The sequence below is a fragment of the Lentzea sp. NPDC042327 genome (assembly GCF_040647275.1).
GTDB lineage: Bacteria > Actinomycetota > Actinomycetes > Mycobacteriales > Pseudonocardiaceae > Lentzea.
Window position 1 is genome coordinate 410,178 of sequence record NZ_JBEZBX010000002.1, and the last position, 14,302, is coordinate 424,479.

The window sequence follows — 14,302 nt, forward strand, 5'->3', positions numbered from 1 at the left end:
CAACACAGATTGAAACGACATTCGTTTTCAACTACGGTAGCGCACATGGAAACCGTTGTCGTCATGGTGGCGGGGCTGGTCGAGCACGACGTGGCCGTGCGGGTGTGGCGCGACCGGCCCGGATCGGTGCTGGTGCGGCACGTCGCCACGCCCACCGCGGTCCGGCGCTGGGTCGACGGCGTCGCCACCGAGGTCGACCTGCTGCACGGCTGCGTGTCCTGCACCGTGCGCGACGACCTGAAGGCGCTGCTCGAAGCACTCCGAGGTCACACGGTCGTGCTGCACCTGGACCCGTTGCTGGAACCGGACGTCGTGCGCCGCGACCTCGACGTGGACGTCGAGTGCGTGATCACCGTGCTGGACGCGGCGACCTGGCTGGACGACGCGCTGGGTGACGCCTCGGTGGTCAGCGACCAGCGCACGGTCGCCCAGGTCGTGGTCGCGCAGGCCGAGGCCGCCGACGTGCTGGTGCTGAAGGGCGACGCGGACGACCGCACCCTCGCCGTGCTCGACCGGCTGGCTCCAGGCGCGCACCGCTGCACGCCCGACACCGTGGAGGTCAGGCGCGGCACCAGGCCGCGGATGATCCCGCTCGTCCCCGAGTGCGGCGTCTCCACGGCGGTCTTCACCGCCGACCGCCCGTTCCACCCGAAGCGGCTCGACGACGCGCTGGACGCGTTGCTCGACGGCACGGTCGTGCGCTCGCGCGGCCGGCTGTGGGTCGCCGACGAACCGGACACCGCGCTGCACCTGGAGTCCGCGGGCGGTGGCCTGCACGTCGGCACCGGCGGGCCGCGCGAGGGCAGGACCACCCAGATCGTGGCGATCACCGTGGGCGAGCCGGACGGCATCACCGCGGCGTTCGCCGACGCACTGCTCACCGACGACGAACTGTCCTTCGTGGACTCGATCAGGAAGTTGCAGACATGAAGCCCGGCATCCACCCCGACTACCACCCGGTGGTCTTCCAGGACGCGTCCACCGGAAGGACATTCCTGACCCGCTCGACCGCCACCTCGAACCGGACGGTCGAGTGGGAGGACGGCAACACCTACCCGTTGCTCACCGTCGACATCACCGCCGACTCGCACCCGTTCTGGACGGGCACGCAACGGCTCGTCGACACCGCGGGCCGGGTCGAGAAGTTCAACCGCCGCTACGGGAAGCGTGAGCGCTGATGGCCGTTCCCAAGCGCAAGACCTCGCGTTCCAACACCCGCCACCGCCGTTCGCAGTGGAAGGCCACCGCACCGGACCTGGTACGCGTCAAGACGTTGGACGGCAAGGAACTCCTCGTCCCACGCCGTCTCGTCGCCGCCTACAAGCGCGGACTCCTCTAGTGGGCCAGCTGGGTCGTCCCGTCCGGTGAGTCGCGCCACTGGACGAACGGGCGATCCAGCCTCCACCGCGTCCCGTCGTGGTCGAGCACGCGGTGCTCGCACGTGTCCGGGTTGGACAGCGACTCGAACAGGTCGATGCTCCAGTCGAAGAACCTGCGGCACAGCAACCTGATCGTCAGCCCGTGCGACACGACCAGCACGGTCTTCGGGTGCTCCTCGTCCTCGTGCATCCGCACCGTGAGGCCGTCGAGGAACGCCGCCACGCGGTCGTCCACGTCCGCGCCGGACTCGCCGTTGGGCAACCGGAAGAAGAAGTGCCCGAACGCGTGCCGCTGGTGCTTAAGCACCTCCTGCTGCACCGGGTCCTGGAGGTTGCCCCAGTCCTGCTCGCGCACCCGCGGCTCGGTGACGACCCGCTCGGTGTCGAGGCCCAGCAGCTCGAACGTCCGCCTCGTCCTGCGGTACGGCGACACGTAGGCCGCGACCGGTTCGTCGCCGGCCAGCGCCCTGATCACCGGGCCGGCCGCGCGGGCCTGCTCCTCACCGGTCTCGGTCAGCGGCAGGGCGTGGTCGGGGATGCGGCAGTAGGCGAGCTCGTCGACGTTGCCGAGGCTCTGGCCGTGGCGCAGCAGGATGATCCGCACCTCTCCATCGTGCCCTGCGCCCGCGGGTGCCGTCGGCGTTACAGTGCTCGGCGAGTCGAGGAGGAAGCCGTCACATGATCAAGTACATCGCGCTGTACAAGAGGCCCGCCGACCCCGAGGGCTTCGACCAGAGGTACTTCGAGTCGCACCTGCCGATCGTCGCCTCCGTGCCCGGATTGGTGCGGGCCGAGGTCGCGAGGGTGCAGCAGGTGTTCTTCACCGGATTCCTGGGCGACACCGAGCCGCACCTGGTCGCCGAGATGTACTTCGAGTCCGCCGAGTCGATGAGGGCCGCCGTGCAGACGCCGGAGTGGGCCTCGTCGGGCGCCAACCTCGCCGAGATCGGCGGCATGGAGCTCGTGGCGATGTTCAGCGCCGAGGTGGTCGAACGGTGAAGGCCGTCGTCATCGGCGGCGGCACGATGGGCGCCGGCATCGCCCACGTGCTGCTCGCGGGCGGCCACGAGGTCACGCTGGCCGAGGCGGACGCCGAGCGGGCCGAACAGGGCGCGCGCACCGTCAAGCGGTCGCTCGACAAGGCGCAGGAGAAGGGCAAGCTCGCGGACGCCGGCGCGGTGTTCGCGAACCTGAGCACCGGTGAGCTGCCCGCGGACGCCGAGCTGGTCGTCGAGGCCGTGCCGGAGAACGTGCCGCTCAAGCAGCAGGTCCTCGGCAACGCCGCCCGGCGGTGCCCGGACGCGGTGCTCGCGTCCAACACCTCGTCGCTGTCGATCGCCGAGATCGCCGCGGGACTGCCCGGCGAACGCGTGCTGGGCATGCACTTCTTCAACCCCGTCCCGGTGCAGCAGCTCGTCGAGCTCGTCCACCACGACGGCGTCGACCCCGCCACCGTCGCCAAGGTGCGGACCTGGGCCGAACAGCTGGGCAAGACCGTCATCGAGGTCAGGGACTCGCCCGGCTTCGCGACGTCCCGGCTCGGCGTCGCGGTCGGCCTGGAGGCCATCAGGATGCTGGAGGAGGGGGTCGCCTCCGCGGCCGACATCGACACCGGCATGAAGCTCGGCTACCGCTGGCCGATGGGCCCGCTGGAGCTCACCGACCTGGTCGGGCTCGACGTGCGGCTGGCCATCGCCGACCACCTCGCGGCCCAGCTCGGACCGCGCTTCGCGCCGCCGCGGCTGCTGCGCGACAAGGTGGCGGCCGGTGAGCTGGGGCGCAAGACCGGCCAGGGCTTCTTCACCTGGTAGAGAGGTGCCCGTGCACATCCGTGAGTACGGCGAGGACGACCTGGACGCGGTGTTCCGGCTGCGGAGGGTCGCGTTCAACTCGACCGAGCGGCCGGAACGGCTGGTGCGCCCCGGCACGCACGGCCTGGTCGCCGAGGTCGACGGCCAGGTCGCCGGCGTCCTCGGCATCGGCGCGTACGCCCAGTTCTACGGCGGCGCCGCGGTCCCCATGGGCGGGATCGGCGGTGTCGCCGTGGACGGGTCGTTCCGCGGCAGGGGCGTCGCGGGCGCGCTGCTCGACGCGGCGCTGGGCGTCATGCGGGAGCAGGGCCAGGTCGTCTCCGCGCTGTACCCGACCGTGCCCGCGCTCTACCGGGGCTTCGGCTGGGAACGCGCGGGGCGCTTCGAGTGGGTCGAGCTGCCGATGGACCGGGTGCTCTCGATCCCCGGTCCTGCCGAGCGGGTCCCGGCGCGGCCCGCGCGGGAGAGCGACCTGGCGGCGATCCACGAGTGCTACCTGGAGGTGGCGCGGACCGTTGACGGCCTCGCCGACCGGCGGCCACCCCGGATCGACCCGGCCGAGGTGCTGGAGCTGGACGTCGTCACCGTGCTGCCGGGACCGGACGGGCTGCGCGGCTACCTCACCGCCAAGCGCGAACCCGGCGACGGCATGGGCCGGCTCAAGGTGTTCGACCTCGTCGGCGCCGACCTCGACGCCCAGCTGACGCTGCTCGCGTCGCTGAAGTCGTGGGCGGGCACGCTGGAGGCCGTCGACCTGCGGATCGTGGACCCGGCGACGGTCGACCTGCTCGGCGCGACCCCGGTGCGCCACTCGGTGCTGACCTCGACCTGGATGCTGCGGGTCGTCGACCTGCCCGCCGCCGTCGCCGCACGGGGCTGGTCGTGCACCGGCGACCCGGCCGCGGACCTGGCCGTGGACCTGGAGGTCGTCGACCCGCGGGCGCCGTGGCACGCCGGACCGTGCCGGATCGTCGCCTCGGACGGCGTGGTGCGGGTCGAACCGGGCGGGTCGGGCGCGGTGCGGGTGCACGCCCGTGCGCTGGGACCGTGGTTCTCCGGCCTGCAGAACACGCACGCGCTGCGGCGGGCCGGGCTGCTCGAAGGCGACCCGGCGGACGCGGTGGCGCTGGACCGGCTCGTCGGCTCGGCGGGCGTGCCGCGGCTGGCCGACTTCTTCTGACGGCGCCGTTACCGGCCGTCCCGCATGTCACTCGTCGCCCGACCGCCCCCATCGGGTGACAATGGCGGCATGTCTGGGGAGATCAGGCGTGCGCAGTGGTACCCGAACGGGCACCCGCTGTGCCGGGACCGGGAACCGGTGGCCGCCGCGCGGGACCTGCTCGACGAGCACTTCGCGCTCGCACGGGCCGCGTTCCTCGGTGGCAGTGCCGCCGCCGGTGACTACACACCGAACTCCGACCTCGACCTCGTCGTGATCATCGACGGGCTGCGCGGCGCGTACCGGGAGACGTTCGTGCACCGCGGCTGGCCGGTCGAGCTGTTCTGCCACACCGTCGAGTCCTTCCTGGACTTCGTCGCCCGCGACACGAAGGAACGCCGCCCGCCGCTGCTGTACATGTGCGCGGAGGGGCTGATGATGCTCGACGCGGACGGCACCGGCGCGCGGCTGCGGGCCGAGGCGCGACTCCTGCTCGACGCGGGCCCGCCGCCGCCGACCGTGACCGAGCTGGAGGACCGCCGCTACGCCGTCACCGACATGCTGGAGGACCTCGTCTCCGCGCGGGACGACGACGAGCTGCTGTTCGTCGCGGCGAAGCTGCTGACCGGCGCGGGCGAGCTGGCGCTGGTGGTGCGCAACCGGTGGCTCGGCCACGGCAAGTGGCTGCTGCGCCGGCTGCGCGACGCGGGCGAGGGCGAGCTCGTGGACGCCTACCGGGCGCTGGCGCGCGGCGGTGACCCGAAGTGGTTCGCGCAGTGCGTCGAACGCGTGCTGGCCGCCGCGGGAGGGCGGCTGGAGGCCGGTTACCGCAGGGAGGCGCCACCCCGGTGACCACGTACCCTTCTCGTCCGTGCTGCTCACCGCACTCGAGCTGATCGGGATCGCCGTCTTCGCCGCCTCCGGCGCGCTCGCCGCCGTGCGGGCCAGGCTCGACGTGTTCGGCGTCGTGATCCTGGCGCTCACCACGGCGCTGGGCGGCGGCATCGTGCGCGACGTCCTGCTCGGCGTGCACCCGCCCACGAGCCTGCGGACCTGGCCGTACCTGCTGGTCGCCGGCGTGACCGGGGTGCTCGTCTTCTGGTTCAGCCCGCAGGTGGCGAAGCTGCGGCGCTCGGTGCTGGTGCTCGACGCCGTCGGCCTGGGGCTGTTCGTCACCTCCGGCACGACGACCGCGCTCACCCTCGGCGCACCCCCGTACGCGGCGTGCCTGGTCGGCATGACCACCGGCATCGGCGGTGGCGCGTTGCGCGACTTGCTGCTGCGGGAGATCCCGTTGGTGCTGCGGCGGGAGATCTACGCCGTCGCCGCGCTGGCCGGAGCGGTGGTCGTGGCGGTCGGCGAGTGGGCGCGGCTGCCGAAGGGCCTGGTCGCGCTGGCCGGTGCGGTGCTGATCATCACCGTGCGGCTGGTGGCGCTGTGGCGGAAGTGGAACGCCCCCGTCGCGCGGGGCCTGGACGGCTGAGCGGCGGCTAACGCCGAACTCACACCCGCTGTTGAGGACCTTCTCAGGCGCCTCTCAGTTCCCTCGGCAAGACTGACCCACATGCGCATCCTCGTTGTCGATGACGATCGGGCGGTCCGGGAGTCGCTCCGGCGCTCGCTGCAGTTCAACGGCTACCAGGTCGAGACCGCCGGTGACGGCATGCAGGCACTGGAGTCGGTGACCGCCGCCAGGCCGGACGCGATGGTGCTCGACGTGATGATGCCGCGCCTCGACGGGCTCGAGGTGTGCCGCAGGCTGCGCAGCACCGGTGACGACCTGCCCATCCTCGTGCTCACGGCGCGGGACGCGGTGAGCGACCGGGTGTCCGGTCTGGACGCCGGTGCCGACGACTACCTGCCCAAGCCGTTCGCGCTGGAGGAGCTGCTCGCCCGGCTGCGGGCGCTGCTGCGGCGGGCCACCCACGACACCGAGGCCGCGTCCGGCTCCGCCGCCGTGCTGAGGTTCGCCGACCTGGAGCTCGACCCGTCCACGCGGGACGTGCGCCGCGGCGAGCGGCCGATCAGCCTGACCCGCACCGAGTTCGCGCTGCTCGAGCTCCTGCTGGCGCACCCGCGCCAGGTGCTCACCCGCGGCCGCATCCTGGAGGACGTGTGGGGATACGACTTCCCGACCTCGGGCAACGCGCTGGAGGTCTACGTGGGCTACCTGCGCCGCAAGACGGAGGCGGAGGGCGAGCCCCGGTTGATCCACACGGTGCGCGGGGTGGGCTACGTCCTGCGGGAGACGCCTCCGTGATCGCCGAACCCCAGGGACGGCTGCAACGGGCGTCGCTGCGGGCTCGGGTCACCTGGCTGGCGGCCTTCTGCGTCGCCGGCGCGGTCGCACTGGTGTCGTTCGGCGCGTACATGATCGTGCGCAAGAACGTCTACGACGCCCTGGACGAGAGCCTGCGCGAACGCGCCGTGGCCGTCGTCAACGGCGTGGCGATCAACGACGCCCAGGTGACGACGTACCCGGCGGCGTTCCTCGCGGCCGGTGACGTGCGGATGGGCCTGCTGTCCGGCTCGACCGGGACGTTGCGCTACCCGGAGAACTCGCAGGAGCCGCCGAACGCACCGCAGGCGCGCGAGGTCGCGCAGGGCCTGCGCAGCGACTTCCTGTGGACCGACTACAAGACGGACACGCGGGCGATCGCCGTCGGCTACCGCAACGGCTCGGCGATCGTGATCGCGCAGTCGCTGGAGCCGCAACGCGCCACGCTCGCGAAGCTCAGCATCGTGCTGCTGCTGATCGGCGGTGCCGGCGTGCTGCTCGCGGCCATCGCGGGCACGGCCGTGGCACGCACCGGTCTGCGGCCGGTGCAACGGCTGACCGAGGCCACCGAACGCGTCGCGAACACCGGTGACCTCACGCCGATCCCGGTCTCCGGCGACGACGAGCTGGCCCGGTTGACGCACAGCTTCAACGCCATGCTCGGCGCGGTCGCGGAGTCGCAGGAACGGCAACGCCGCCTGGTCGCCGACGCGGGCCACGAGCTGCGCACCCCGCTGACGTCGATGCGCACCAACCTGGAGCTGCTGCTCGCGTCGGAACGCCCGGATTCACCCACGTTGTCCGAAGAGGACAAGCGGGAGATCCAGTCCGATGTGCGCGCTCAGCTCGACGAGCTCACCACGCTCATCGGTGACCTGGTCGAACTGGCCCGTGAGGACGCACCTCAGGTCGTGCACGAGCCCGTCGACCTCGTGGAGGTCGTGGAACGGGCGCTGGACCGCGCCCGCCGCCGTGCCTCCGGTGCCGTCACCTTCGACGTGCGGCTGCAACCGTGGACACTTCTGGGTGATTCGAGTGCGCTCGAACGCGCGGTGCTGAACCTCCTCGACAACGCGGTGAAGTTCAGCCCCTCGGGCTCGGCGGTGCGGCTGGAGCTCCGCCAGCTCGGCGACGGCAGTGCCGCGGTGGAGGTGGCGGACGCGGGCCCCGGCATCGCGGATGCCGATCTACCTCACGTTTTCGAGCGGTTCTACCGTTCGTCGGAGGCGCGCACGCTGCCGGGTTCCGGGCTGGGGCTCGCCATCGTGAAGCAGGTCGCGCAACGGCACGGCGGCACGGCCACCGCGGGCAGGGCGCCCGAGGGCGGTGCCCTGTTCACGTTGCGCCTACCCGGACGTCCGTAAGGTGGGGGTGTGAGTCATCGCGTGAACGACGATTCTTCGTCGACCTGGGAGACGACCCCGCCGGCCGGGGACGGTCCTGCCGAGCCCACGTCGCGCTTCTCCACGTCCGCGTCCCGGTCCTCCGCGCAGTCGTCGTCGTCCTCACCCGACGACGACTCGACGCCGGGGTTCTCGAAGAAGAAGCCGAAGAAGAAGCAGCCGTTCTGGAAAGAGCTGCTGGTCATCTTCGGCGTGGCGCTGCTGCTGACCGTCGTCATCCAGACGTTCATCGCGCGCGTGTTCGTCATCCCGTCGGCCTCGATGGAGACGACGCTGCACGGCTGCACGGGCTGCGTGAACGACAAGGTGCTGGTCGAGAAGATCACCTACCTGTTCCGCGACCCCCAGCCCGGTGACGTGATCGTCTTCCGCGGCCCGCCGAACTGGACCGGCGGCAAGCAGCCCCCCGGTTTCGTGCAGGGCACGCTGCAGGACCTCGGCTCGATGGTGAACCTCTCCGAGCCCAGCGGCACCGACTTCATCAAGCGCGTCATCGCCGTCGGCGGGCAGACCGTCGAGTGCTGTGACGACAAGGGCCGCGTCCTCGTCGACGGCAAGCCGCTGGACGAGCCGTACATCAACTTCGGTCCCGGCCCGAAGCAGCAGGAGACGTTCGAGAAGGTCACCGTTCCCGCGGGCAAGCTGTGGGTGATGGGCGACAACCGCAACAACTCGTCCGACTCGCGCAAGCACGGCGACCCGACGCCCGCCGACGGTGCGATCCCGATCGACAACGTCGTGGGCAAGGCGCGGGTGATCGTGATCCCGGTCAGCCGGTGGGGCACCATCTCGGACCACAACCCGCAGACCGGCGGCAAGTAGTCCGCACACGACAACGCCCCCGAGCCGATGGCCCGGGGGCGTTGCGCGTTGCCCGGTCAGCCCTTCGTCGACCCCAGCGTGAGGCCGCCGACGAACTGCCGTTGCAGCACGAAGAACACCACCAGCGTGGGCAGCGCGACCAGCAGAGAGCCGGCTGCGACGAGGTTGTTGTCGGTGAAGAACGTGCCCTTGAGGTTCTGCAGCGCCGAGGTGACCGGCATCTTGTCGCCGTCCTGGATCAGCACCAACGCCCACAGGAAGTCGTTGTAGATCCAGGTGAACTCCAGCGTCGCGAGCGCGGCGAGCACCGGACGGCACAGCGGCAGGGTGAGCTGCCAGTACTGCCGGAACACCGACGCGCCGTCCACGCGGGCGGCCTCGGTCAGCTCGTACGGGATGGTCTTCATGTAGTTCGACAGCACGAACGTGCAGAAGCCCATCTGGAACGCGATGTGGATCAGGATCACGCCGAGCGGGGAGTCGATCAGCGACTCGCTCTCCGACAGCCACGCCGGCAGCTCGATCAGCCGGTACAGCCGCCACAGCGGCGTCACGATCACCTGCTGCGGCAGCAGGTTGCCCGCCGTGAAGACCATCAGCAGCGCGATGTTGAACTTGAAGCTGAACCGGGACACGCCGAACGCGACCATCGAGCTGAGCACCAGCGTGACGACCAGCGCCGGGACGGTGATCAGGAACGTGTTCCGGTAGAAGTGCGGCAGGTCGCCGACCTCCCACGCCTTGGCGAAGTTGTCGAGCGTCAGCGACTTCGCGATGGAGAAGTAGCCGTTGACCGACGTGTCGTCGTAGGTGCGCAGCGAGGCGTAGACCGCCCACAGCAGCGGCGCCAGGGTCACCAGGCAGGTGAGGACCAGGAACACGTGCAGTGCGACCCGCGCGGGGGTCACCGGGTGCTTCTTCACGGCCGGCACCGAGGGCCGTTCCAGCGTGGCCGTCACGTCCGGTTCTCCTTGCTGAACACCTGGTACAGGTACGGGATGATGACGCCGAGCGAGATCGTCAACAGGATCACCGCGACCGCGGAGCCGCGGCCGATGCGGGAGGCCTCGCCGATGATGTTGTCGGTCACCAGCACCGACAGCAGCTCCAGTCCGTTGCGGCCCTTGTTGATGACGTAGACGATGTCGAACGCGCGCAGCGCCTCGATCACCGTCACGACGGCCACCACGATGTTGACCGGCTTCATCACCGGGAAGGTGACGCGGAAGAACGTCTGCGCCGCCGACGCGCCGTCCAGTGCCGCGGCCTCCTTGAGCGCCGGGTCCACCGCCTTCAGGCCCGCCAGGTACAGCAGCATGATGTAGCCGGTGTGCCGCCACGCCGCCGCGACGAGCACCGCGTACAGGTTGATGTCCGAGTCGCCGATGAAGTCGACCGGGTTGTCCCCGAGCCCCAGCAGCGAGTTGAGCAGGCCGCCGTCGGGCGTGTAGATCAGCTGCCAGATGAAGCCGACCAGCGCGAGCGACAGCACCATCGGCATGTACAGCGCGCTCTGGTAGACCCGGCTGAACCGCAGCTCGCGGTCGAGCAGCACGGCCAGCAGCAGACCGGCGCAGGTCGGGACGACCAGCAGGAACGCCAGCCACACCAGGTTGTGCTGCACCGCGGGCCAGAACCGCGGGTACTCGGTGAAGATCTCGGCGTAGTTCCCGACACCGATCCACTCGATGTCCTCGAAGCCGCCGATGCCGTTCCACTTGCTGAACGACAGCGCGACCGAGCCCAATGCCGGGACCCACACGAACATGAGGTGCACGAGCGTGGGGATGCCGAGCATGAGCGCCAGCACCAGCTTGTCCGTGCCCGCCAGCGCGGTGGCGCGCTTCCCACGCCGGCGAGGCGGCGGCCCGCTGGGGACCACCGCCTTCGGCTTCTCCTGGACCGCGGTCACTTGAAGATGTTCTTCGCCTGGTCGGCCATGCCCTTGAGCACGGAGTCGACGCTGTTCGGGTCCTTGATGAACGCGATCAGCCCGTTGGTCGCCGCCTCGCTCGCGAAGCCGGGGTCGGTGTCGCGGTCGAGGAACTGCGTGATGTGCTTGGCGTTCTTGATGGTGTCCGCCACCTTCTTCTGCAGCGGGCTGTAGCTCGCCTGGTCCGCCTTCTGGTTGGTCGCGACCGCGGTCGGGTCGGCCTTGAGGTAGGCGAGCTGCGGTTCGGCGGAGGACAGGTACTCCAGGAGCTTGAGCGCGCCCTCGGAGTTGGCCGGCTTCTTCGCCATCAGGTAGCCGTCGATCGGCGCCTCGACCGTGTCGGTGCCGTGCGCGGGGTTGATCTCCGGGAACGGGAAGAAGTCGAGGTCGGCCTTGTCGGCGTCGGGGAACTGCTGGCCCACGAACGCGCCCAGCAGGTACATGCCGGACTTCTTCTGCTGCAACGTCTGCGCGGCTTCCTGCCACTCGCGGCCGAGCGCGTTCTCCTGGTGGAACGGCAGCAGCCGCTTCCAGGTGTCGAAGACGTCCTTGACCCGCTTGTCCTGCCAGTCCTCCTTGCCGGCCAGCAGGTCGACGTGGAACTGGTAGCCGTTGATGCGGAAGTTGAGCTGGTCGAACGTGCCCATGCCCGGCCAGCCCTGCTTCTGCGCGAAGGCGATCGGGATCAGGCCGTCCGCCTTCATCCTCGTGGACAGCGCCACGAGCTCGTCGAGCGTCTTGGGCACCTCGTAGCCGCGCTCCTGCCACAGGCTCTTGCGGTAGAACATGCCCCACGCGTACTGGGTGAACGGCACGAAGTACTGCTTGCCGTCGGTGCCGGTGGAGGCCTGCTTGAGCGCGTCGGAGTAGTTGCCGCCGACCTTGCCCCACAGGTCGCTGAGGTCGCCGGTCAGGCCCTGGTCGGCGAAGAACCGCATCCGGTAGCCGGCGAACCACGCGAGCACGTCGTCCGGCTTGCCCTGCAGGTAGTTGTTGATCTGCTCCTGGTACTGCTCGTGCTGCTTGGTGTTGATCGTGACCGACAGGCCGCCCGAGCTCGCCTCGAACGCCTTCAGCGCCGCGGTGATCGCGTCCTTCGGCACCTGGTCGCTGAGGTTGTTGCCGAACGTCACGACCTTCGAGTCCGCACCGGAGCCCGAGCCGCCGCCGCAGGCCGCGAGGCCACCGGTGGCGGCGACACCCGCACCGGCCAGCATGACGCGCAGCATGGTGCGCCTGCCGAAGTGCGGCAGGGGAGTGGAACCCGACGCGTACCGAACCATCATCGCTCCTACAGGTGACACTCGCTCGTGCGAACCGAACAGGACTCCAACAAAGTTGCGCACAATGTGGTCCCAGCCACACAGCATGTCAAGTCCCGTTACGGAGCTGTTAAACCAGTGCACACGCAGTGCACGCGCTGTGTCCGGACCGTTCCCGGTACTCGTTGCGGTCAACCGCCGAACAGAGCCAAACGCGAAGTGTTGTTTGCTTGTGTTGACGTTGGGGGTTGTTGTCGGCCACGCTTGCCGCCGTGACGACTTGGCCCACGGGCATGCCAGGCCTCGGCTGGGGTGCCGACTACAACCCCGAGCAGTGGCCGGAACACGTCTGGGCGGAGGACGTCGAGCTCATGCGCGGGGCCGGGGTCAACCTGGTCAGCGTCGGGATCTTCTCCTGGGCGAAGATCGAGGTCAGCAAAGGTGAGTACCGGTTCGGCTGGCTCGACCGGGTGCTCGACCTGCTGCACGACAACGGCATCCGCGCCGACCTCGCCACCGCCACCGCCGCACCCCCGCCGTGGCTGACGACCGAGTACCCCGAGATGCTCCCCGTCCGCGCGGACGGCGTGCGGCTCTCGCACGGCTCACGGCAGGCCTACTGCCCGTCGTCGCCGGTCTACCGCGACCGGGCGACGGCGCTCGCGGCCGAGATGGCCGGGCACTACCGCGACCACCCGGCGCTGGCCGCGTGGCACGTCGGCAACGAGTACGGCTGCCACGTCAACCGCTGCTACTGCGACACGTGCGCGGCGTCGTTCCGCGAGTGGCTGGCCGCCCGCTACACGCTCGACCAGCTCAACGACGCGTGGTCCACGGCGTTCTGGAGCCAGGGCTACACCGACTTCGCGCAGGTCCTGCCGCCGCGGGTGACGCCGACGTTCGCGAACCCCGCGCACGTGCTCGACTTCGACCGCTTCAGCGACGACGCGCTGCTGGAGCTCTACAAGGCCGAGCGCGACGTGCTGCGGATGATCACGCCGGACGTGCCGGTCACGACGAACTTCATGGTCAACTGGACGTTCGGCGCGCTGGACTACTGGAAGTGGGCGCGCGAGGTCGACTTCGTCTCCAACGACCACTACACGCAGGCGGAGTCGCCTGACCGGCACGTCGAGCTCGCGATGTCCGCCGACCTCACCCGCGGGCTGGCCGGCGGCAGGCCGTGGCTGCTGATGGAGCAGTCGACGTCGGCGGTCAACTGGCAGCACCGCAACATCGCGAAGCTGCCCGGCGAGATGCGCCGGCACTCGTTCCAGCACGTCGCGCACGGCGCGGACGGGACGCTGTTCTTCCAGTGGCGGCAGTCGCGCGGCGGCAGCGAGCGCTACCACTCGGCGATGGTCCCGCACGCCGGCCCGGACACCAAGGTCCACCGCGAGGTCCGCCAGGTCGGCGCGGAGTACGCGAAGCTGGCCGACGTCGTCGGTTCCACTGTGGACGCCGCGGTGGCGGTGCTGTTCGACTTCCAGTCCGGCTGGGCGCTGCGCCAGGACGCGCACCCCACCGCCGACTTCGACCACTGGCAGCACGTCCTGGGCTACTACAGGGCGCTCTGGCAGGCCGGCGTCACCGTCGACTTCGTCGCACCCGGCACGAACCTCTCGAAGTACGCCCTGGTCGTGGTCCCGGCGTTCTACGCGGTGTCCGACGCGCACGCGGCGGTGGTCGCGGACTACGTGGCCGGCGGCGGTCATGTCCTGGTGACCTACCTGTCCGGGGTCACCGACGAGCACACGCGGGTGCGGCTGGGCGGCTACCCCGGTGCGTTCCGCGACGTGCTGGGCGCGTACTCGGAGGAGTTCTTCCCGCTGCGGCAGGGGGAAACCGTCTCGCTGACCGACGGGTCGACCTGCTCGTTGTGGACCGAGCACCTGCACACCCGCAGCGCCGAGGTCATCGCCTCCTACGCCGACGGGCCGCTGCCGGGCGTCGCGGCGGTCACGCGGAACGCGTTTGGGAACGGCGTCGCGTGGTACGTCGCATGTGACCTCGACGAGGCAGGTCTCCGCCGAACGGTGGAAAGCGCGCTTTCCGGTGCGGGGGTCGCGGTGTCACGGACCGGGATCGAGCTCGTGCGGCGGCACGGGGCCGTATCGTGGCTCTTCGCCGTCAACCACACCGACACCGACGCGGAGATCGAGGCGTCCGGTGTCGACGTGGTGTCCGGCACGCAGGTCTCCGGGCGCCTCACCGTGCGGGCCGGGGACGTCGTCGTCCTCAGGGAAGAGGTGTGA

Annotated in this window: 16 protein-coding genes; 12 read left to right on the top strand and 4 right to left on the bottom strand. The window is 70.3% G+C overall.

The window, feature by feature from the left end; all coding sequences use genetic code 11:
• The first annotated feature begins 45 nt into the window (after window positions 1-45).
• Genes AB0A63_RS05790 through rpmF form a run of 3 tightly spaced genes read left to right on the top strand, consistent with a single transcriptional unit; the run spans window position 46 to window position 1,339 of the window.
• Entirely contained in the window at window positions 46-930 is an 885-nt protein-coding gene (locus tag AB0A63_RS05790) for a GTP-binding protein (protein ID WP_360385750.1), read from the top strand.
• Entirely contained in the window at window positions 927-1,178 is a 252-nt protein-coding gene (locus AB0A63_RS05795) for a type B 50S ribosomal protein L31 (RefSeq protein WP_360385751.1), read from the top strand. The genes AB0A63_RS05790 and AB0A63_RS05795 overlap by 4 nt, the downstream gene beginning before the upstream one ends.
• Window positions 1,178-1,339 carry a 50S ribosomal protein L32 gene (gene rpmF, locus AB0A63_RS05800; protein ID WP_360385753.1) on the top strand — a complete coding sequence of 54 codons (162 nt, stop codon included), beginning with the start codon at window positions 1,178-1,180 and terminating at the stop codon, window positions 1,337-1,339. Before AB0A63_RS05795 ends, rpmF begins: the two co-directional genes overlap by 1 nt.
• On the opposite strand, the gene AB0A63_RS05805 is transcribed toward rpmF, so the two are convergent.
• Window positions 1,336-1,983 (bottom strand): histidine phosphatase family protein, encoded by a 648-nt coding sequence (locus tag AB0A63_RS05805; RefSeq protein ID WP_360385755.1) that lies wholly within the window; start codon window positions 1,981-1,983, stop codon window positions 1,336-1,338. The two genes, rpmF and AB0A63_RS05805, sit on opposite strands and share 4 nt — an antisense overlap.
• Window positions 1,984-2,057: 74 nt before the next feature.
• On the opposite strand from AB0A63_RS05805, the gene AB0A63_RS05810 reads away from it, so the two are divergent.
• The 8 genes from AB0A63_RS05810 (at window position 2,058) to lepB (ending at window position 8,852) form a co-directional block, all read left to right on the top strand.
• On the top strand, window positions 2,058-2,378 hold the full coding sequence (locus tag AB0A63_RS05810; RefSeq protein WP_360385757.1) for an EthD family reductase: 321 nt from the start codon (window positions 2,058-2,060) through the stop codon (window positions 2,376-2,378).
• Complete coding sequence (locus AB0A63_RS05815; RefSeq protein WP_360385759.1) at window positions 2,375-3,190, top strand: 3-hydroxyacyl-CoA dehydrogenase family protein; 816 nt, start codon at window positions 2,375-2,377, stop codon at window positions 3,188-3,190. The genes AB0A63_RS05810 and AB0A63_RS05815 overlap by 4 nt, the downstream gene beginning before the upstream one ends.
• Window positions 3,191-3,200: 10 nt before the next feature.
• A complete protein-coding gene (locus AB0A63_RS05820) occupies window positions 3,201-4,370 on the top strand; it encodes a GNAT family N-acetyltransferase (RefSeq protein WP_360385761.1) in 1,170 nt (389 codons plus the stop codon).
• Window positions 4,371-4,439: 69 nt separating this feature from the next.
• Entirely contained in the window at window positions 4,440-5,201 is a 762-nt protein-coding gene (locus AB0A63_RS05825; RefSeq protein ID WP_360385763.1) for a nucleotidyltransferase domain-containing protein, read from the top strand.
• Window positions 5,202-5,220: 19 nt separating this feature from the next.
• Window positions 5,221-5,832: a trimeric intracellular cation channel family protein gene (locus tag AB0A63_RS05830; protein ID WP_360385765.1), complete on the top strand. Its 612-nt coding sequence runs from the start codon at window positions 5,221-5,223 to the stop codon at window positions 5,830-5,832.
• A gap of 81 nt (window positions 5,833-5,913) precedes the next feature.
• Complete coding sequence (locus AB0A63_RS05835; RefSeq protein WP_360385767.1) at window positions 5,914-6,609, top strand: response regulator transcription factor; 696 nt, start codon at window positions 5,914-5,916, stop codon at window positions 6,607-6,609.
• Window positions 6,609-7,991, top strand: a complete 1,383-nt coding sequence (locus AB0A63_RS05840) for a HAMP domain-containing sensor histidine kinase (protein ID WP_360386654.1) — start codon at window positions 6,609-6,611, stop codon at window positions 7,989-7,991. Before AB0A63_RS05835 ends, AB0A63_RS05840 begins: the two co-directional genes overlap by 1 nt.
• Window positions 7,992-8,000: 9 nt before the next feature.
• Entirely contained in the window at window positions 8,001-8,852 is an 852-nt protein-coding gene (lepB, locus tag AB0A63_RS05845) for a signal peptidase I (protein WP_360385769.1), read from the top strand.
• Window positions 8,853-8,908: 56 nt separating this feature from the next.
• On the opposite strand, the gene AB0A63_RS05850 is transcribed toward lepB, so the two are convergent.
• From AB0A63_RS05850 to AB0A63_RS05860, 3 genes are read right to left on the bottom strand one after another with little or no spacing between them, the layout of a single operon-like run.
• Window positions 8,909-9,811 (bottom strand): carbohydrate ABC transporter permease, encoded by a 903-nt coding sequence (locus AB0A63_RS05850; protein WP_360385771.1) that lies wholly within the window; start codon window positions 9,809-9,811, stop codon window positions 8,909-8,911.
• Window positions 9,808-10,764, bottom strand: coding sequence for a sugar ABC transporter permease (locus tag AB0A63_RS05855; RefSeq protein WP_360385773.1), 957 nt, complete (start codon window positions 10,762-10,764; stop codon window positions 9,808-9,810). The genes AB0A63_RS05850 and AB0A63_RS05855 overlap by 4 nt, the downstream gene beginning before the upstream one ends.
• Window positions 10,761-12,071: an ABC transporter substrate-binding protein gene (locus tag AB0A63_RS05860; RefSeq protein ID WP_360385775.1), complete on the bottom strand. Its 1,311-nt coding sequence runs from the start codon at window positions 12,069-12,071 to the stop codon at window positions 10,761-10,763. The genes AB0A63_RS05855 and AB0A63_RS05860 overlap by 4 nt, the downstream gene beginning before the upstream one ends.
• Before the next feature lie 248 nt (window positions 12,072-12,319).
• Between AB0A63_RS05860 and AB0A63_RS05865 the strand changes: the two genes are divergently transcribed.
• Complete coding sequence (locus AB0A63_RS05865; protein ID WP_360385777.1) at window positions 12,320-14,302, top strand: beta-galactosidase; 1,983 nt, start codon at window positions 12,320-12,322, stop codon at window positions 14,300-14,302.

Excerpts from the sequence above, each read along its gene's own strand:
- rpmF (WP_360385753.1), top strand. The coding sequence starts at position 1,178 with ATGGCCGTTCCCAAGCGCAAGACCTCGCGTTCCAACACCCGCCACCGC.
- AB0A63_RS05795 (WP_360385751.1), top strand. The coding sequence starts at position 927 with ATGAAGCCCGGCATCCACCCCGACTACCACCCGGTGGTCTTCCAGGAC.
- AB0A63_RS05790 (WP_360385750.1), top strand. The coding sequence starts at position 46 with ATGGAAACCGTTGTCGTCATGGTGGCGGGGCTGGTCGAGCACGACGTG.
- AB0A63_RS05825 (WP_360385763.1), top strand. The coding sequence starts at position 4,440 with ATGTCTGGGGAGATCAGGCGTGCGCAGTGGTACCCGAACGGGCACCCG.
- AB0A63_RS05835 (WP_360385767.1), top strand. The coding sequence starts at position 5,914 with ATGCGCATCCTCGTTGTCGATGACGATCGGGCGGTCCGGGAGTCGCTC.
- AB0A63_RS05810 (WP_360385757.1), top strand. The coding sequence starts at position 2,058 with ATGATCAAGTACATCGCGCTGTACAAGAGGCCCGCCGACCCCGAGGGC.
- AB0A63_RS05860 (WP_360385775.1), bottom strand. The coding sequence starts at position 12,071 with ATGATGGTTCGGTACGCGTCGGGTTCCACTCCCCTGCCGCACTTCGGC.